13 protein-coding genes are annotated in these 18,115 nt (G+C 62.9%); 3 read left to right on the top strand and 10 right to left on the bottom strand.

Annotated features, from left to right (window positions below):
- Window positions 1-4 precede the first annotated feature (4 nt).
- On the bottom strand, window positions 5-976 hold the full coding sequence (gene speB, locus AC0C6X_RS24425; protein ID WP_472955668.1) for an agmatinase: 972 nt from the start codon (window positions 974-976) through the stop codon (window positions 5-7).
- A gap of 90 nt (window positions 977-1,066) precedes the next feature.
- On the opposite strand from speB, the gene AC0C6X_RS24420 reads away from it, so the two are divergent.
- A complete protein-coding gene (locus AC0C6X_RS24420) occupies window positions 1,067-1,999 on the top strand; it encodes a LysR family transcriptional regulator (protein ID WP_247959960.1) in 933 nt (310 codons plus the stop codon).
- A 47-nt stretch (window positions 2,000-2,046) separates the two neighbouring features.
- Here the strand turns inward: AC0C6X_RS24420 and AC0C6X_RS24415 are convergent, their stop codons facing one another.
- A complete protein-coding gene (locus AC0C6X_RS24415) occupies window positions 2,047-4,497 on the bottom strand; it encodes a GcvT family protein (protein WP_472955666.1) in 2,451 nt (816 codons plus the stop codon).
- Window positions 4,498-4,585: 88 nt separating this feature from the next.
- Window positions 4,586-5,368, bottom strand: coding sequence for a DeoR/GlpR family DNA-binding transcription regulator (locus AC0C6X_RS24410; RefSeq protein WP_472955663.1), 783 nt, complete (start codon window positions 5,366-5,368; stop codon window positions 4,586-4,588).
- A 212-nt stretch (window positions 5,369-5,580) separates the two neighbouring features.
- On the opposite strand from AC0C6X_RS24410, the gene AC0C6X_RS24405 reads away from it, so the two are divergent.
- Window positions 5,581-6,618, top strand: coding sequence for a GlxA family transcriptional regulator (locus AC0C6X_RS24405; protein ID WP_472955660.1), 1,038 nt, complete (start codon window positions 5,581-5,583; stop codon window positions 6,616-6,618).
- A 71-nt stretch (window positions 6,619-6,689) separates the two neighbouring features.
- On the opposite strand, the gene AC0C6X_RS24400 is transcribed toward AC0C6X_RS24405, so the two are convergent.
- The 7 genes from AC0C6X_RS24400 to AC0C6X_RS24370 all read right to left on the bottom strand — a co-directional run bounded on the left by AC0C6X_RS24400 (window position 6,690) and on the right by AC0C6X_RS24370 (window position 17,045).
- A complete protein-coding gene (locus tag AC0C6X_RS24400; protein WP_472955754.1) occupies window positions 6,690-8,699 on the bottom strand; it encodes a putative 2-aminoethylphosphonate ABC transporter permease subunit in 2,010 nt (669 codons plus the stop codon).
- Between the two features lie 8 nt (window positions 8,700-8,707).
- The gene (locus tag AC0C6X_RS24395) at window positions 8,708-9,877 is read right to left on the bottom strand and encodes a putative 2-aminoethylphosphonate ABC transporter ATP-binding protein (RefSeq protein ID WP_472955658.1); all 1,170 of its coding nucleotides are present in this window, start codon (window positions 9,875-9,877) and stop codon (window positions 8,708-8,710) included.
- An 80-nt stretch (window positions 9,878-9,957) separates the two neighbouring features.
- Window positions 9,958-10,980: a putative 2-aminoethylphosphonate ABC transporter substrate-binding protein gene (locus tag AC0C6X_RS24390; protein ID WP_472955656.1), complete on the bottom strand. Its 1,023-nt coding sequence runs from the start codon at window positions 10,978-10,980 to the stop codon at window positions 9,958-9,960.
- A 362-nt stretch (window positions 10,981-11,342) separates the two neighbouring features.
- Window positions 11,343-12,797, bottom strand: coding sequence for a phosphonoacetaldehyde dehydrogenase (gene phnY / locus AC0C6X_RS24385; RefSeq protein ID WP_472955654.1), 1,455 nt, complete (start codon window positions 12,795-12,797; stop codon window positions 11,343-11,345).
- 10 nt (window positions 12,798-12,807) lie between these two features.
- Window positions 12,808-14,070 carry a phosphonoacetate hydrolase gene (gene phnA, locus AC0C6X_RS24380; RefSeq protein ID WP_472955653.1) on the bottom strand — a complete coding sequence of 421 codons (1,263 nt, stop codon included), beginning with the start codon at window positions 14,068-14,070 and terminating at the stop codon, window positions 12,808-12,810.
- Between the two features lie 17 nt (window positions 14,071-14,087).
- On the bottom strand, window positions 14,088-15,290 hold the full coding sequence (locus tag AC0C6X_RS24375; RefSeq protein WP_472955651.1) for a 2-aminoethylphosphonate--pyruvate transaminase: 1,203 nt from the start codon (window positions 15,288-15,290) through the stop codon (window positions 14,088-14,090).
- Window positions 15,291-15,392: 102 nt separating this feature from the next.
- The gene (locus AC0C6X_RS24370) at window positions 15,393-17,045 is read right to left on the bottom strand and encodes a Na/Pi cotransporter family protein (protein WP_472955648.1); all 1,653 of its coding nucleotides are present in this window, start codon (window positions 17,043-17,045) and stop codon (window positions 15,393-15,395) included.
- A gap of 118 nt (window positions 17,046-17,163) precedes the next feature.
- On the opposite strand from AC0C6X_RS24370, the gene AC0C6X_RS24365 reads away from it, so the two are divergent.
- A complete protein-coding gene (locus tag AC0C6X_RS24365) occupies window positions 17,164-18,039 on the top strand; it encodes a LysR substrate-binding domain-containing protein (RefSeq protein WP_334196746.1) in 876 nt (291 codons plus the stop codon).
- The last annotated feature ends 76 nt before the right edge of the window (window positions 18,040-18,115 follow it).

The raw sequence follows: 18,115 nt of genomic DNA, 5'->3' as shown, positions 1-18,115 counted from the left end.
GGTCTCAGCCCCTCTTCGCGTGCATAACGCGGCCGATCAGGTTCATCAGCACCTGTGCGGCGAGGACCGACGTGGAACCGGAATGATCGTAGTCCGGCGCAACCTCGACCAGGTCGATACCGACGATCGTGCCGCGCTTGGCAAGTGCCGCAAGGATCTCCAGCACTTCGTAGTAGACGAAGCCGCCATGCGACGGCGTGCCGGTGCCGGGTGCGATCGAAGGATCAAAGCCATCGATGTCGATGGTGACATAGTAGCGGACGCCCGCCGGTACGCGGGCGGCGACAGCCTCCGTTCCCAACGCGCGGATCTGGCGCACCGAGAGGATGTCCGAGCCCATGGCGCGGGCATCCTCATACCCCTCCTTCGCGGTCGAGGAGACGTTGCGGATGCCGAGTTGCGAAAGCCCGCTGACATAGGATTTTTCCGCTGCCCGGCGCATGGGGTTGCCGTGGCCGTAGCGAACCCCATGGCGCTCGTCGACGAAATCGAGATGCGCGTCGATCTGGACGATATGGATCGGACCGTTCCGGGCGCAGTCCTCAGCGAACGCATTGATGCAAGGAATGTTGACGGAATGGTCGCCGCCCAGCACCACCGGCAACGCACCCGCGGCCAGGATCTTGCGCACGCCGAATTCGATATTGGCGTGGCTCTTCATCGTGTCGGTATGCACGATGTCGGCGTCGCCGATATCGACGATCGAAACCTTGTCATTCGGCAGGTAGGTGACGTCGTCTTCGTGGTCATAGGCGCCGCCGTGGCCAAAGGAAAACAAGGTCGAGGCCTCGCGGATGGCGCGCGGTCCGAAACGGGTGCCGGCACGCCATTGCGTGCCGCAGTCGAAGGGCGCACCCAGGATCGCGACGTCGGCGTCGATCGCGTCCCAATCCGGCTGATAGGAATATTTGCCGAAGGTGCAGATGCCGACAAACGGCAGGTTCAGTCGCCCGGTTTCGTAGGAATTGCTCGCCATGTCTCTCCTCCACAGGTGAAGGAGTGTGCGGAAGGTCGATACCTTTAAAAATATCTATGATTGGATGTTTAGTTGTGACTTAATCGATGCATGATCAACAAGGTTCGACACCGCGTTCTCAATCTGTCGCTCGGCGACACGGAGCTCAGGCTGCTGCGCGTCTTTGCCTCCGTCGTCCAGTATGGCGGCTTCTCCTCCGCGCAAACCGCGCTTGGAATGACGCAGGCAACGATCTCCACCCATATGCGCCATCTCGAGGATCGCCTGGGCTTGCGGCTCTGCAGCCGCGGGCGCAGCGGCTTCCTGCTGACGGACGAGGGGCGCCTCGTCTATGAGGCGACGCTGGAACTCTTCGGATCGCTGGAGAAGTTCCAAAGCCGCGTCGGCGAGGCGCAAGGCGAGCTGACCGGCAGCCTGACCTTCGGCACCGTGGATGCGATGATCACCAACAGGGATCTCGATCTTCAGGGCGCCCTTGCCGCCTTCCATCGGCAGGCGCCGCGCGTGCATCTCGAAATCGACGTCGCCGCGCCGCAACTCCTGCAGCAGGGGCTGCTGAGCGGCGGCTATCAGATCGTGCTGATGCCATCGGTCGGCAGCGTCACCCCGCATTTCCGTACCCAGCCGGTCTTTTCCGAGGTTCAGAAACTCTATTGCGCGCAAGGCCACCCGCTCTTCGGCGTGGCGGATGCGGCAATCACGACGGAGCTTCTGGAGGCACAGTCCTTCGCTGGCCGCACCTATATGCTGAACGAGACGATTTGCGGCGTGAACTTCCGCTGGGCGGCAGCCACGCCGCATATGGAGGGAACGCTGCTGCTTCTCCTCTCCGGCGCCTATATCGGCTTCCTGCCTGATCATTACGCCGAGGAATGGGTGCGCAGCGGCCGCCTTCGGCTGCTGGTGCCCGAGCGTATGGCCTTCGAGGACATGTTCCACATCGCTCACCCACGCAACAAACCGTCGCGCGCCGCCGAGACGCTGGCGCGCGCCATTGTCGAAAGTGTGCGCACCCATCGTTGACGGCGGCGGCCGTAGCCCACGCGAAGCGCCTGCGGCCGACACGATCACTAGCCTTTCACCCGGACCGCTTTCGGATCATAGGCCGCAGTAAGGTGCGCAGTGACCGGGAAACGGTCGCCGGCGAGTTCGACCTCGAAGCGGCCGGACTTCACGAAGGCCCGGTCCACACCAGCCGCATGTTCGATCAGTGCCAGCGCCACCGAGCGACCAAGGGTATGACCGTAGGCCGCCGAGCGCACCTCGCCAACGGGCTTTCCATCCCGAAGGATCAACTCGCCACCCCAGAGCATGGGCAAGGGATCATCCACGGTAAATTGAAGGATGCGGCGGGAGGGTGAGCCCTTCGCCTTTGCGGCAAGATAGGCCTCCCGGCCGATGAAGCCCCCAGCCTTGTCGACAGCCACCGCAAAGGAGAGCCCCGCTTCGCAAGGATTGACGTCCGGCGTGAGTTCGCGGCTCCAGGCACGGTAGCCCTTCTCCAGCCGGAGCGCCTCCAAGGCATAGTAGCCGCAATCGGTGAGCCCGAAATCACGGCCCGCCGCGTGCAATGCCTCGTAGACGCCGACCGCGAATTCCGTCGGTACGATCAGTTCCCACCCGAGTTCGCCGACATAGGTCATGCGGTTGGCATAGGCGGTGGCGTAGCCGATATCGATTTCGCGGATCGTGGCGAAGGGAAAGCCCTCGTTCGAGAGATCCGCGGAGGTGAGGCGCCAGAGTACATCGCGCGACTTCGGCCCCATCAGGGCGAGAACCGCATAGGCGGAGGTGACATCGGTGAGCGTCACATGGGCGTCAGCGGCAACGTTCTTGCGGATCCAGTCCGCGTCATGCACCGCCTGCGCCGATCCGGTAATCAGCAGGAAGCGGTCGGCGGCAAGGCGCATCACCGTCAGGTCGCTCTCATATCCGCCTCGCTCATTCAGGAGGCCGGTATAGACGGAGCGGCCGATCTCCACGTCGACCTCGGCTGCACAGATGCGATTGAGTGACGTCACCGCATCGCGCCCCTGGACCAGCAGCTTGGCGAAGGAGGTCTGGTCGAAAATGCCGGCTGCCTCGCGCGTCGCTTTCATCTCGCGCTTTACCGCCTCGTGCCAATTCTGCCGGCCAAAGGCGTATTCCGTCACGGGTCTTTCACCCTCGGCGGCAAACCAGTTGGCTCGCTCCCATCCCATCTTCGAGCCGAAGCAGGCCCTCTTGGCGGCGAGCCGATCATAGAGCGGCGACCGGCGGAACGGACGCGCCGTATCGAGCTCCCTGTTTGGCCAGGGCATCGCATAATGCAAGCCGAGTGTCTCCTTGACGCGATCGTGCAGCCAGCGCGGGTTGTTGTTGAAGCTCGCGAAACGGCGGATATCGACGGGCCAGAGATCCATGGTCGGGGCGCGGTTGACGATCCACTCGGCCAACGCGCGCCCTGCCCCGCCGGCGCTGGCGATGCCCATCGAATTGAAGCCGGCGCCGACAAAGAAGTTCCTCAGCTCGGGCGCCTCGCCCAGAATGAAATTGTTGTCCGGGGTGAAGCTCTCCGGGCCATTGTAGAACTTCTTCACCTCCGAGGTCGCCAGCTGCGGCACGCGCTGCAGCGCGTTGTGCATGAGAATTTCGAACTGGTCCCAATCGTCCGGCAGCAGAGCGAACTCGAAATCGTCGGGAATGCCCGCCATGCCCCAGGGTTTGGCCTCCGGCTCGAACCCGCCCATGACCAGACCGCCGACCTCCTCCTTGAAGTAGATGTAACCATCGGGATCGCGCATGACCGGCAGATCGGGATGCACGCCGTCAATCCGGCCTGTGACGATGTACATGTGTTCGGCCGAGTGCAGCGGCACGGCAACACCGCACATCTGGCCGACCTTGCGCGCCCACTGACCCGCACAGTTGACGACGATCTCGGCGGTGATGGCCCCACGGTCGGTTTCCACGCCCGTGACGGCGCCGTTGTGGACGGAAATGCCGGTGACCCGAACGCGTTCGAAAATGCGCGCGCCGCGACTGCGTGCGCCCCTGGCGAGCGATTGCGTGAGATCGGTCGGATTGGCCTTGCCGTCGCCCGGCAGCCAGACGGCGCCGACGAGGTCGTCAATCGCCATGACCGGCCACAGATCCTGCGCCTCCCTCGGCGAGATCACCTCGATCTCAACACCCTGCGCGCGTGCCGAAGCAGCGGTGCGTTTCAGCACCGTCATGCGGTCCACCGAGCGCGCGACGGAGAGGGAGCCGCAATTCTTCCAGCCTGTCGCCAGACCCGTCTCCGCTTCCAGCTCGCTATAGAGCTTGGTCGAATATTTGATGAGACCCGTCATATTGGCCTGGCTGCGCAACTGCCCGACCAGGCCCGCCGCGTGCCAGGTGGTGCCGCCGCTCAGTTGCCCCTGCTCCAGAAGAACGACATCGCGCCAGCCGAGCTTGGTCAGATGATAGGCGACCGAGCAACCGATAATACCGCCACCGACGATGACGACCTGGGCTTGTGTTGGAAATTCCTGCGCCATGAAACGACCTCCCGAAACCATGGAAGGTCATACGGTAACAAAAAGCCGCCAAAGGACAAGACAAAATGTTACAAAACATTACATCTTCCTATTCCGCGACGATCAGAACCGGCCCCTTGCGCTCCAGTGCCTCACGGATCGCCTCCGGCGGACGACGATCAACGATCACCCCGGCGGCAGCCTCGAACCGCGGGATGCGCAGCGGCGTCAGCCGTCCGAACTTGGAACTGTCGAGCACGAAATAGGCCTTGGCAGCCGTCGCCACCATCCGGGAGCGCTGCTCGGCGCCATTGCGGGTAAAGTCGGTCACCTCGCCATCCGGCGACAGTCCGCCACCGCCAAGGAACGCAACGTCGACGCGGAAGTGAGCGATGGCTTCGAGCGCATCGACGCCGACAGCTGCCTCCTCGTCCGGATCGATTTCACCGCCAAGCATATGCACGCGGACTTGGGGTTGCCGGCACATCAGCAGCGCAATTGACAGAGAAGTCGTGCAAATCGTCAGGTTTTTCCGCCCAGACAGCGCATGGGCGACCGCCAGCGTCGTCGTGCCGGAGTCAAGGAAGACGACCATGCCGTCGCGCACCAGGCCGGCGGCAGCACGACCGATCGCCGCCTTCGCCCCGGCATTTTCCTCCCGGCGCTCGACGAACGCCGCTTCCGTCGGCTCAAACAGGGTGGCGCCGCCATGCACGAGATCGAGCTGGCCGCGATCGGCAAGGAGCTTCAGATCCCGGCGGATCGTCTGACGTGAAACATCGAAGAAATCGGCAAGCTCGGTGATGCTCACCGTGCCGTCCTGAGCAAGGCGTCGCAGGATTTCGCCGTGACGGCGTGGTGCAAGGGCTCGGGCGCTTTGCGAGTCTGACATATGGCTATCTGTGTTCATTTTTGTCGTTTTGGCAAGCCGAGCGGCAACATCGCTGCCCTTGCGGGATCGTTCGCGCTCAGATCAGCGGCGTTCACGCAGGTTTGCCGATATCTCGACAAGAATACGCTTGGAGATGTCCTTATATGTTGCATAATGTAACTATTCCTTTCACTCACGTTCCAACCCGTCGCTTCGCGATCAGGAAGGTGACAATGCAACAGGCCAGCATGGGCGCCCGCCGCTTCATCTTCTATCTGCTCGACGGTTTTGCCCTGCACGGCTTTTCCGCGGCGATCGAGGCGCTGCGCCTCGCGAACGATGTGGCAGGTCGGCCGGTGTACGGATGGCAATCTGTAACGGCGGATGGTCATCCCGCGGTCTCGTCCTGCGGCACACGCATTGCTGCGACGGGATCGCTCGTGGACGAGCGTGGTCGTATGCATCGCGGCGGAGAACCGCCGTTCGTCGTCGTCTGTGGCGGCCGCGCAAAGCCGCCCGATGACAGGGCGCTGGACGCATGGCTTCGGCTTTGCGCGCGGAGCCACCGGCCACTCGCCGCGCTTGCCGGCGGTGTCTACTGCCTGGCTCGCGCCGGCCTGCTCGACGAGCGCCGTTGCGCCGTCCACTGGGAACATTTCCCGGATTTTTCGGAGCGGTACGTCGCGGCCAAGGCGCACCAAACTGCGTTTGAGATCGACGGCAGCATTTACACCTGTGCCGGCGGCAACGCACCGTTCGACATGTTCCTGCGCATCATCGAAACGGACCTCGGTCGGGACGTGACCAACCGCATCTGCGAGACAGCGCTTTGCGAACGGCTTCGCGAGACGGGCGAACGCCAGCGGCTTCCGTTGCAGGCACGCCTCGGCATCGACAACCCGTTGCTGATCCGGATCATCGAGCAGATGCAGGCAAACCTCGCCGAGCCACTGAAACTTGCCGACATGTCGCCGGCAACCGGCCTTTCCCGACGCCAGATGGAGCGCCTGTTTCGAAGGGAAATGGGGCGCACGCCAGCGCGCTACTATCTCGAGCTGCGGCTGGAGCGCGCCCATCTCCTTCTGCTCACCTCGTCGCTTCCCGTCATCGAGATCGCCGTCGCCTGCGGCTTCTCCACCGCCTCGCATTTTTCCCGCACCTATCGGGAGCGCTACGGCATCACGCCGCAGCGCACGCGTATCGCCGAAATGGAGCGGCTTCATAAAGGTGGTGGGTTGAGGATGGAGAAGGAAGAGCGTCGGGTGGCCTGAAAGGCGCCACGTCCATGGCGCCTTCCTTCGGGATAAAGTCTTGTTGGAGCGGGGCTACCCGCCGCGATTGGCTATCGCCAAGCCTGGGTGCGGGCCAGCAGGCCGCGGGCGATCAGCGCGTGAACGAGCTTGGCAACGACGTTCGTGTAGAAGATCATCATGCCCATGGCGGCGGCCGGCGCGATGTCGCCCGCATCGTCCATGTTCAGCACCGCAACCGAGGCAAGCTTGGTGTCCGTCGCATAGAGAAAGACCACCGCCGAGACCGTCGTCATCGCATTGACGAAGAGATAGATCGCGATGTTGAGGATCGCCGGAAGGCAGACCGGCACGGTCACGCGGAAGAACAGCCGGTGGAACGGCTGCTTGAGGGAGGCGGCGACGGATTCGAATTCCGGATCCATCTGCTTTAGCGCGGTCAATGCCGTCAGATGCGCGACGGTATAGAAATGCGTCACCGTCGATACGACTAGGATCGTCATCGTGCCATAGATCGCGTGCAGCGGATTGGCCGGGTTGTTGAAGAAGAAGATGTAGGCAAGGCCGAGCACCATGCCGGGCACGGCCATCGGCATCATTGCCAGGAAATGAAAGAGGCCACGGCCGAAGCGGAAGCCATCGGCCTTCTCGACCATATAGGCGCCGGCAAAGACGACGACCGAGCCGAAGAGCGCCGTCAGCAGCGCGAGCCGGATCGAATTGCCATAGGCCGCCCAGCCGCCACCGTCCATCAGGTCGAAGGCAAAGTTCTTCGTCGTCAGCGTCAGGTCATAGGGCCAGAACTTAACGACGGCCGCGATCTGGCACATGGCGATCATGCTGAGAATGAAGAGGCTGACGAGGCAGGCGAAGGCAAAGCAGAGCCCATCCATGCGCATGTTGGGCTTCGGCGAATAGGGTACCGCGCGCGCCGAGAGAAGTGCCACTTGCCGCTTCTGCATATGTCGATCGACGACAAAGGCAAGCACGGCTGGCACGAGCAGGATGACGGAAACGACCGCCCCCATCTCGAAATTCTGCTGGCCGATCACCTGCTTGTAGATATCGACGGCAAGCATGCCGTATTGCCCGCCGATCACCTTGGGCAGGCCGAAATCCGTGATGACCAGCGTAAAGACGACGAAGGCCGCCGACACGATACCATAGCGCGCGCCGGGCACGGTGACGGTGGTGAAGGTGCGCCACTTGCTGGCTTTGAGAGAAGCGGCCGCCTCGTAGTGTCGGGCATCGGCGACGGAAAGCGCCGTCAGGATGATCAGGAAGGCGTGCGGCAGGGTGAAGAAGATCGAGCCGATGACGATGCCGATCGGCCCGTAGATCGAATAGCCGAGCAGCCAATCCTTGAAGATGCCCTGATTGCCGAAGAGATAGACCAACGCTATGCCCGGCAACAGCGACGGCACCAGGATCGGGATTGTCAGGATGCCGCGAAACAGGCCCTTCAGCGGCATGCAGCTTCGCGTCAGCCCATAGGCGAGCGCAAAAGCGATCGAGACTGTGAACACGGTGCTGAGCGCTGCCATCAGCACCGAATTGTAGATCGACTGGGCAAGGGCCGGTGTCGAGAAATAGGTCGCGAAGTTCTCGAAGCCGAGGCTGCGCGTCGGCCGCAGCACGACGCGCCGGAACGTGCCGGAATCGTATTCGCGCCATTCCGTCCCCTTTTCCAGGGTGGAGCCGACGAGGAAGGCTGCATCATCCGTGGTACCGCGAATGCGGTAGTGAACGGGACTGCGGAACTTGAACTCCGGAAAGAACGTCGTGGCGGCGAGCCGCCCGTCGGAACTGCTGGAAAGCTCGCTGTCCGCCACTGCTTCGAGCGTCCGGTTGAGGTCCGCGGCACTGACGACCGGTCCCCAGTTCGCGCCCGTCTCGTCGCTCACCTGCAACTCGAAGGCCGCAAGGTCGAACCGGTGGGTGGACAGCGACTTCGACAGCATGACGAAGAGCGGCGCACCGAGCGCCACGATCAGGTAAAGCCCGATGACCGCCATGAAGCCGAGCTTGACGCGGTCGTCGCCGGAGGACTCCTGCCGGAGCCGCTTGCCGATAACGGGAAGATGAGGCGCTTCGAGGACCATGTTCATCGTCAGGCACCCCTCGGATAGAGCAGCAGGCGCTCCCGCGGGATCTCCACCTGGATGGCGCCGCCCGTTTCGATCCTGAGGCGCCTGACGGCGTTGACGGAAAAATCGGCGACGAGCGTGCGCTCGCCGAGGCGAGGTGCCGTCAGGCGCGTGCGCCAGAACATGCCGAGGAATTCCATTTCCCGCACCTCCGCATCGATCAGGTTCTGCGGCGTTGCCGGCCGGTCGCTGGCGTTAGCGGCATGCGCATCGGCACCATGCGGGATGATGTCGACGGGACGCACGACAGCCGTGGCCGCATGACCGGCCGAAAAATCCTCGGTCGAGCAGCAGAAGGCCGAATGGCCGATCTCGACCTCACCGTCGCGTAGCACGCTCGCGGGAAACTGATTGGTCTCGCCGATGAAGTCGGCGACGAACAGCGTTTCGGGATGGCGATAGATTTCGGTGGGCGGGCCGACCTGTTCGATGACGCCGTGGTTCATGACGACGATCCGGTCCGCCATGGCGAGCGCCTCCTCCTGGTCGTGCGTGACCATGATGGTCGTCACGCCGAGTTTGCGCTGCAGTGCCTTGATCTCGTGACGGAGGTGCACACGGACCTTGGCGTCGAGCGCGGAGAGCGGCTCGTCGAGCAGCAAGAGCCCGGGTGAGATGGCGATCGCGCGGGCAAGCGCGATGCGTTGCTGCTGGCCGCCGGAAAGTTGCGCCGGATATTTCTTGCCATGGGCCGCAAGGCCGACCATTTCCAGCAGTTCAGCGACACGGGCTGCCACCCCCGCCTTCGATCGGCCGGTGTTTTCCAGGCCAAAGGCGATGTTCTGTTCGATCGTCAGGTTCGGGAAGAGCGCGTAGGACTGGAAGACGATGCCGTAGTCCCGGCTGGAGGCCGGCAGGGTCGAGATATTGCGCCCATCCTGCAGGATGATGCCCCGTGTCTGCAGATCGAGGCCGGCAATTGCCCTCAACAACGTCGTTTTGCCGCAGCCGGACGGGCCGAGGAAACAGATGAATTCGCCCCTCGCGATGCTGAGCGATATGTCGCGCAGCGCAATGAAGTCGCCATAGGTCTTCCACAAATCCGAGATCTGCAGATAGGGCGCCGGTTCCGCATGATCGGCGGGGCGCTGACGGCTGGTGGGCATCGGTTCGATCGACAGGGCATGCCTCATCTGCAAGCTCCGCTGCTTGAGGGATTTCGGGAGAATGCGGGTGGGCGTAGCGCCGAGGCGCTACGCCCGGCCGATCAGGCTCAGCTCTTCGGTTCCGACTTGGCGTCGTAACGCTTCTGCCATTCCTTCAGGATCGCCGCCCGATGGTTGGCGGCCCATTCGAAGTCGTTGTCGATCATCTTCGAGGCGATGTCGGACGGCAGGTGCTCGACCTGCTTGGCGACACCCGGATAGGCAACGACGGCATAGCCGGCATTGTACATCTCGTTGGCTTCCTTGGTGACCGACCAGTCGACGAGCGTCTTGGCGGCTTCGAGATTTGCCGTACCGGCAATGATCGCCGTCGCCTCAGCCTCCCAGCCCGAACCTTCCGAAGGAAAGATGATGTCGATCGGCGCACCAGCGCTCCTGGCCTTGGCGCCCGGGAACTCGAAGGAAACGCCGATCACCGCTTCGCCGGCGCCGGCCATCTTGCAAGGCTTGGAGCCGGAATGGGTATAGGCAGAGATGTTCTCGTGGAGCTTGTCCATGAAGCCCCAGGCCTTCTCCTCGCCCCACATCTGCATCCAGCCCGAGACGTCGAGGAACCCGGTGCCAGACGACGCCGGATTCGGCATCACGATGTGGCCCTTGTATTCCGGCTTTGTCAGGTCGTCCCAGCTCGTCGGCGCCTTGAGGCCGAGCTTTTCGCCCTCGACCGTGTTGTAGCAGAGTGCTGCGACATAGGCATCCATGCCGACCCAACTCGGCGGCGTGTCCTTGTCGACGAATTTCTTGTCGAGTACCTCAACACCCTTAGGCTGGTAAGGCTCCAGCATGCCTTCCGTTTTCAGGAGCAGCAGCGATGTGGCGGCCAGGCCCCAGACGACGTCGGCCTGCGGATTGTCCTTTTCGGCCAAAAGCTTGGCCGTCATGACGCCGGTGGAGTCGCGCACCCAGTTGATCTTGATGTCCGGATGGGCCTTCTCGAAGGTCGCCTTGTACCGATCGAGGTCCACGGCTTCGATCGCCGTGTAGACGGTCAGTTGGGTTTCAGCGGCAGCGATGGTAGGAAGCACAGCGGAAGCGGCGCCGGCAAGCACAAGGAGCGTGCGTCTGTTCATGATTGAAGTTCTCCTCTGAAGTCCTGGAAAAACCGGGGAAGCGCGGCGGGCAATCTTGATGCTGCCCTGTTGTGATCGGCTTCGGGAAACATTCTGCGCAGTGGCTTCCGGTAAGTAAAATTTATTATTCTTATCGTTCAGTAGATAAAAACTATGGATGCCATGCCGCGAAACCAGGCATATCGACAGGCAAACGGTCACATCTTCGGCAACTTTCAATAGAACTTCGGAAAGACTGCAAAATCCTGAGGCCGATCTACGATTGCGCCCGAAACAAGTTGCAGAGACACCGACGGCGCAACAAAAAAGGGAGCCGCCACGGCAGCTCCCAGAAGGGTGATTGCGCGGGGGAAACGCTCAGATCACCATGGCAGGGAGAAGGTCTTGACGTTGGTAAAGCTCTTCATCGCCTCGATGACACCTTCCTTGTAGCCGTTGCCCGAATCCTTGATGCCGCCGAAGGGGCTCATCTCGATGCGGTAGCCCGGCACTTCCCAGATGTTGACCGTGCCGACCTTCAGCCCGGCGATGTATTTCTGCATGCGCCGGAAGTCGTTGGTGCAGACGCCGGAGGAAAGGCCGAAGGCCGTCGAATTCGACAGGGCGATCAGCGCGTCGTCGTCATCGGGTGCGCGCACGATCGGGATGATCGGCGCGAAGGTTTCTTCCATCACCAGTTCGCTCGAGTGCGCGACCCGGTCGACCACGATCGGTGGCAGCAGGGCACCCTGCCGGCCGGGGTTGTAGAGGATCTCCGCTCCCTCTTCTGCCGCCCGGTGAACGCGCCGCTCGAAGATTTCGGCCGCGCGCGCATGCACGACCGTGCCGAGCTCCGTCGCGCGGTCCATCGGATCGCCGAACTTGAGCTCCTTCGCCCGCTCCAGCACCAGCGGCACGAAGCGGTCGGCAACGCTCTCCTGGCAGAGAATGCGCTTCACCGCCGTGCAACGCTGTCCGGAATTCTTCGTCGCGCCGGCAACGGCGAGTTCCGCTGCTTTGGCGAGATCGGCGTCCGACAGATCGTTGAGAATGATCAGCGGGTCGTTGCCGCCGAGTTCCAGCACCTGCCGCTTGTAATGCGCGTGCGCCGCGATCAGCTTTCCGACCGGCACGCTGCCGGTAAAGGTGATCAGGTCGAAGTTCGGGTTGGTGATCATCTCCATGCCGATATCGGCCGGCCAACCGGTCACGACCGAGAGCATCTCCGGCGGCAGGCCGGCTTCGTAGAGTATGTCGGCGAAGACGAGCGCCGTCATCGGCGTCAGTTCGGTCGGTTTCAACACCACGCAATTGTTCGTCGCAATGGCCGGCGCCACCTTGTGCGCCACCATATTGAGCGGGTGGTTGAAGGGCGTGATCGCCGAAATGGCGGTCAGCGGTTCGCGGGTGGTGAAGATCTTGCGTGCCTTGCCGTGCGGGGTGAGGTCGCAGGAGAAGATTTCGCCGTCGTCACGGATGCACATCTGGCCGGACAGCGTCAGCACGTCGAAGGCGCGACCGACCTCGTAAAGCGAATCCTGCTTCGAAATGCCGAGCTCCAGAGTGATCAGGTCGGAGATCTCCTCCTTGCGCGCGACGAGCAGTTCCGCCGCCTTCAGCAGGATGCGCTGACGCTCGTAGCGCGTCAGCTTCGGCTGGTAGGCCGCCGCGATCTCGAAGGCCTTGCGGGCATGCTCGGCGTTGCCCGCCGGCACTGTGCCGATCACGGCATCGTCCCAAGGGTAACGCACCTCGATGCGCCCCTCGGTATCGACCGCCTTGCCGGCGATCCGCATCGGCTCGTGGCGAATTGCGAATGTCGTTTCCACCTTGGTCATCGCCTCCTCCCTAGTGCGCGGCTTGCGCGGCTGCGACGAGCGCATAGTAGAAGGCATCAAAATTGCGCAACGTACCAGCGGCCGAAAGCTCGGGCAGCTTGCGGTTGGCGATGAAGGGGACCTCCTGCTCGGTCAAGCCACCGTGCGAGCGCAATGGCTCGTTCAGTGCGGCAAGGTCGTGACGGTGCTCGCTGGTGCCGAGCGTCTTGTTTTCGGTCGAGATCAGCACGAGATCGCCGATGCGGTCGTCGGGCAGGTCGAAACGCACGCAGGCTTCCGGACGGGAGAGCACGACGTCGATGCCGTCGATCGCCTGCAGGCGCTCGATGATCTCTTCCTTGTCCGTCCCTTCAGGCAGATAGGCCGTGGCGAACGAGCCGAGCGCGCCGTGATGCACGACATAGGGGTCGGTGATCGGCAGGATCACCCGCGCGGCGTCCTTGCCGAGCCATTCGTCGAGCAGGTCCTGAACGTAGACGACATCCGGCGAACCATCGGCCTTGTGCTTCGGCTTCATGCCGTGATCGGCGGTGACGATGATTGCCGCACCCAGCGCGTCGAGTTCGGTCAGGTACTTGTCGAACATCTCGTAGAAGGCGTTCGCCTGCGGCACCCCCGGCGCGTATTTGTGCTGCACGTAGTCGGTCGTCGTCAGGTACATGACATCCGGCCGGAATTCCTTGAGCAGCTTGACGCCGGCTGCGAAGACGAACTCGGAAAGATCCGCCGAATAGACTTCCGGCACCGGCCGGCCGAGCCAGGCCGAAGCATTGTCGAGGCCGTTTTCCGCCCTGGTCGTCTTGTCGGATTTTTCCGACGAGAAGCAGATCGCCCTGCCCTCGTCGAATGTGAGTCCGTGGCCGAGAAGCGCCCGCAGCTTGTCCTTCGCCGTCACGACCGCGACCTTTGCACCGGCATCGTAGAACGCCTTGAAGATGGTCGGCGCGCGCAGAAAGCGCGGGTCGTTCATCATCACTTCCTTGCCGGTCTGCGGTTCGTAGAGATAGTTGCCGCAGATACCGTGGATCGCCGGCGGCCGGCCGGTGGCGATGGACAGGTTGTTGGGGTTGGTGAAGCTTGGGATGACGCTCAGCGCTGTGCGCTCGGTTCCGGTCTTGCGGATGCGCTCGAGCGTCGGCATCAGCCCCGCCCTGATGGCTTCGTCGAGATAGGCGGGCTCGCAGCCATCGAGACAGATGGCGATGGCCGGGACCTTCGGCCAGGGATAGGTGCGGCGGTTGGCGGTGACGGTGATCTTGGACATCTGGTTCATGGGAGTTTCCTCTGTGTTCAGGCAGCGAGGCGGCGGCGTTCCTCAAGGGCAACGGCCGGCGGGGCGGCGCTGTCGACGCCCATTTCGATCAGGGATTCGCGGGCAGCTGCGACCACGCGGCGCATGACATGCTCGTCCATGCGGCCGATGCAGCCGACACGGAAGCTGTCGACGACGGTCAACTTGCCCGGATAGATGATGAACCCCTTCTCCTTCATCAGGTCGTAGAAACGATCGAAGGCGAAGGCCGGATGGGCCGGGCTGAAGAAGGTGACGATGATCGGCGACAGCCACTGGTCGGCAAGCAGCGTCTCGAACCCGGCCTCGCGCATTCCGGTGACCATGACGTCGCGGTTGCGGGCATAGCGGGCTCCGCGGCCGGCGACACCGCCCTCTTCCCGGTGCAGCCGCAGCGCTTCCAGGAAAGCCGCGACCACATGGGTTGGCGGCGTGAAGCGCCACTGGCCGGTCTTGTTCATGTATTCCCATTGGGCATGTACATCGAGGCTTAGCGAATGGCTGCGACCCTTGGCGGCCTCCAGCTCGCTCTTGCGGGCGATGACGAAGCCGAAGCCGGGCACGCCCTCGATGCATTTGTTGGCGGAGGAGACGATCGCCTCGTAGCGGAAATCGTTGACACCGGCCGGCACGGCGCCGAAGGCGCTCATGGAGTCGACGAGCAGCTTGCGGCCGCGGGAGTAGACGGTTTCGGAGATTTCCTTCAGGGGATTGAGGATGCCCGAGCTGGTCTCGCAATGGACGACGACTACATGGGTGATCGCCGGATCAGCATCGAGCGCCGCGGCGACTTCGGGACCGCGGGGCGGCATGTAGTCGCCCTTGTCGATCGTCACGTGATCGCGACCGAGATAGGAGAGCGTCTGGGCGATGCGCTTGCCATAGGCGCCGTTCATCAGCACCAGCACCTTGCCGTCCTTCGGAACGAAACTGCCGAGCATCGCCTCGACCGAGAACGAGCCGCTGCCCTGCATCGGCACGCAATCGAACTCCCCCTCGGTATCGCCGGCAATCTCAAGCAACTCGCCGCGAAGTCTGGCGGTCATCGCGCGGAAATCGCCGTCCCAGGACCCCCAATCCTTCAGCATCGCTTCCTTGACTTCATAGGCCGTGGTCAGCGGGCCGGGCGTCAGGAGATAGGGTTCGCCGAGTCTCGGCTTTTCCAGGGGCGCGATGGTTCTGTCAGAAGCGGTGTTTGGCATGGTCCGTCCTCGCAGTTGGCGTGTTCGAGAAAGACAATGCGGTGGAAACATGTATCTGTAAAATCGTTCTTTTGTATCAATATATAGACTGTACTTATACATCTAGGCTGCGGGAACCAGACGGCTTTCGAGCAGATCTCCGCTTTCGCGCAGACGCGGATAGGCCATGGCCGTCACCAGTGAATTGACCTCCTTCAGCGCCCGCACGATCTCCAGATGCATGTCGCTCGACAGGATGCTCGCCGCCACCCCTTGGCGAAGCCGCTCCAGATGGCTCTTGCTGCTCTCCTCGACGAGGCGGCGCACATGTTCCTTTTGCCGGACCATCTCGCGGGCAATCACCGGGTCGGGCGACACGAGAAGATTGGCCGCGAGCCTGACGTTGGAAGATACGGCCGCGTGCAGCAGGGTGAGCTCGCGCCAGCCCGCCTGCGAGAAGGTGCCCGCGCCCTCCAGCCGCTCCTCTGCCATTTGCAGAAGGTTCTTCGCAACGACGTCGCCGGCATATTCGAGATGGATCGCCGCCTCCGTGAGCTCGATGCCGCGCCGGGATTGGTCTTCGGTGAGCACACCGCGGTTGACGGCGGCGATGTAGAGCTTGATCTCGCTATGCGCCCGGTGGATGTCGGCGTCGATGCCGCGCAGCGTCTTGACCGCCTCCGGCGTCGGCGACTGAATGACAGTCATGACTGGCTCCAGCATTCGCGCAATGAGATTGCCCATGTGCAGCACTTCGCGCGCCGCGGCCGCGAGCGCCTGCGCCGGCTTGTCGATCAGCGTGCGGTCGAGCGCGCTGACATGGACAGAGTGGTCGCCAGCACCGGCGGCGTCCGGCATGAGCAACTGAACGAGCCGCGCCATCGCGCCGCAGGAAACCATTCCGACGAGAACCAGGGTGGCGTTGAAGAATACATGCAGGTTGACGAGTTGGCCGGCCGCCGTATCACCCGGAAGCCAGGTGAAAGGGGCGTGCAACGAGAATAGGCCGAAGATCATTGCGCCGAACAGGGCGCGAAAGAGGAGGTTCCCAAGCGGCAGGCGCCGGCCCTCGACCGGCAGACCGCGCGTCAGCCATAGCGCGATCAACCCGCCGCCAATGTTGACGCCGAGAACCAAGGGTATGCCGACCTCGATGGGCACGATGCCTTTCGCGGCAAAGGTCAGGATCAGCAGGATCGCCGCCACGCTGGAATGCAGCGCCCAGGTAAAAAGCGCCGCAAGGATCATCACGGTCAGCGCGTCCCTGCCGATGAAAGCGACGATGGACGGCAGGAGCGGGCTTTGCGCGAGCGGCTGCGTCGCATGGCCGATCATCTGCAGCGACAGGAGCAGAAGGCCGATGCCGAGCACGGCGCGTCCGCCTTCAACAGCCTTGCGCGCCGAGGCCTTCAGATGCATGAGGCCGCCCACCGCAATCAAGAGCGGCGCCAGCCAATTGAGATCGAAGGACAGGATCTTGACGACGAGCGCCGAACCGAGATCGGCGCCGAGCAGCACCGCCAGGCCGGTATCAAGGGCCAGAGCGCCGCTGACGGCAAAGCCGGCGGCAAGCATGGCGACGGCTGTCGAGCTCTGCAAGGCAACGGCAACGGCGCAGCCGCAGGCGGCGGCGCGCGGCCGCCCACCAGCGCCGCCGACGGTGCGCGCGACGATGTCGCCCGCCGCCGCTTCAACGCCTTTCTTCACGAGACTGACGGCATAGAGCAGCAGGACGGTTGCGGCGGCGAGTTCGAGGGCGACAGCCGGCAGGTTCATGGGCGTGTTCCGGAAAGAGCAGCAATCCGAAAACTATCCTTTGCGACTTTACATAAATCAAATCGTTCGTTCTAATGAATCCATAGGTCAGATCTATCCTGAAGAGGCGTCCGCACGCATGCGCTATGTCCAGCTTCGCGCCTTCCACAATGTGGCAATCCATGGCGGCTTCTCGCGCGCTGCGGAAGCGCTGTTCCTCACCCAGCCTGCCATTTCGGACCAGGTGCGCAAGCTCGAGGAGGAGTACGACGTGCTGCTCTTCAACCGAAACAAGAAGCAGGTGACACTGACCCAGGCCGGCCAGAACCTCCTTGAAGTCACGCGCCGCATGTTCGACGTCGAGCAGCAGGCGCTGGACCTTCTTTCGGAATCGCGGGCGCTCAGGGCCGGCAAGCTTCGCATCGTCGCCGACGCTGCCCACCACCTGCTGCACATCCTTGCCGCCTTCCGGCGCACCTACCCGACAGTGCAGGTCTCGATCGATTCCGGCAATACCGAGACGGTCATCACCAGTCTGCACGCCTACGAGGCGGATATTGGCGTTCTCGGCGAAATCCCGCAATCGAGCGATTTCGACATCCTGAAACTCAATTCCACGCCAATCATCGCCTTTGCCAGCTTCAACTATTCGCTGGACAATCGGAAGAAGATCACCTTCGCCGAGCTCGTGAAACACCCGCTCGTCATGCGCGAGCAAGGTTCGAAAACCCGGCAAAAGCTGGAGGCCATGGCGGCACGATGCGGCGTGCAGCTGACGCCGCTGATCGAGGCCGAAGGCCGTGAGGCCGTTCGCGAGATCGTGGCGGCCGGCGGCGGCGTCGGTTTCGTCTCCTCCGCTGAGTTTGGCCAGGACGCCCGCCTCGTTCCCATCGAAATCGACGCGCCCGAGATGCTGATGGACGAAGCGCTGATCTGCCTGCGCGAGCGCAGCAACGGCAAGCTCGTCAGCGCCTTCTTCGACATTGCGCGCAAACTTGCGCACACGCCGACGTGAGCCGCGAGGGATCAAAGACACAAAGGTGTCGCTGCAGCGCTTTGACTTGCCGCATGCTTTGTCCCTTTGACCCGCT

Source organism: Ensifer sp. VA4, assembly GCF_055710065.1.
This window is presented reverse-complemented; position numbering and strand designations above follow the sequence as displayed.

Bases quoted from the DNA above. Each gene is read 5' to 3' on its own strand.
- speB (WP_472955668.1), bottom strand. From the start codon at position 976: ATGGCGAGCAATTCCTACGAAACCGGGCGACTGAACCTGCCGTTTGTC.
- AC0C6X_RS24420 (WP_247959960.1), top strand. From the start codon at position 1,067: ATGATCAACAAGGTTCGACACCGCGTTCTCAATCTGTCGCTCGGCGAC.
- AC0C6X_RS24415 (WP_472955666.1), bottom strand. From the start codon at position 4,497: ATGGCGCAGGAATTTCCAACACAAGCCCAGGTCGTCATCGTCGGTGGC.
- AC0C6X_RS24410 (WP_472955663.1), bottom strand. From the start codon at position 5,368: ATGTCAGACTCGCAAAGCGCCCGAGCCCTTGCACCACGCCGTCACGGC.
- AC0C6X_RS24405 (WP_472955660.1), top strand. From the start codon at position 5,581: ATGCAACAGGCCAGCATGGGCGCCCGCCGCTTCATCTTCTATCTGCTC.
- AC0C6X_RS24400 (WP_472955754.1), bottom strand. From the start codon at position 8,699: ATGGTCCTCGAAGCGCCTCATCTTCCCGTTATCGGCAAGCGGCTCCGG.
- AC0C6X_RS24395 (WP_472955658.1), bottom strand. From the start codon at position 9,877: ATGAGGCATGCCCTGTCGATCGAACCGATGCCCACCAGCCGTCAGCGC.
- AC0C6X_RS24390 (WP_472955656.1), bottom strand. From the start codon at position 10,980: ATGAACAGACGCACGCTCCTTGTGCTTGCCGGCGCCGCTTCCGCTGTG.
- phnY (WP_472955654.1), bottom strand. From the start codon at position 12,797: ATGACCAAGGTGGAAACGACATTCGCAATTCGCCACGAGCCGATGCGG.
- phnA (WP_472955653.1), bottom strand. From the start codon at position 14,070: ATGAACCAGATGTCCAAGATCACCGTCACCGCCAACCGCCGCACCTAT.
- AC0C6X_RS24375 (WP_472955651.1), bottom strand. From the start codon at position 15,290: ATGCCAAACACCGCTTCTGACAGAACCATCGCGCCCCTGGAAAAGCCG.
- AC0C6X_RS24370 (WP_472955648.1), bottom strand. From the start codon at position 17,045: ATGAACCTGCCGGCTGTCGCCCTCGAACTCGCCGCCGCAACCGTCCTG.
- AC0C6X_RS24365 (WP_334196746.1), top strand. From the start codon at position 17,164: ATGCGCTATGTCCAGCTTCGCGCCTTCCACAATGTGGCAATCCATGGC.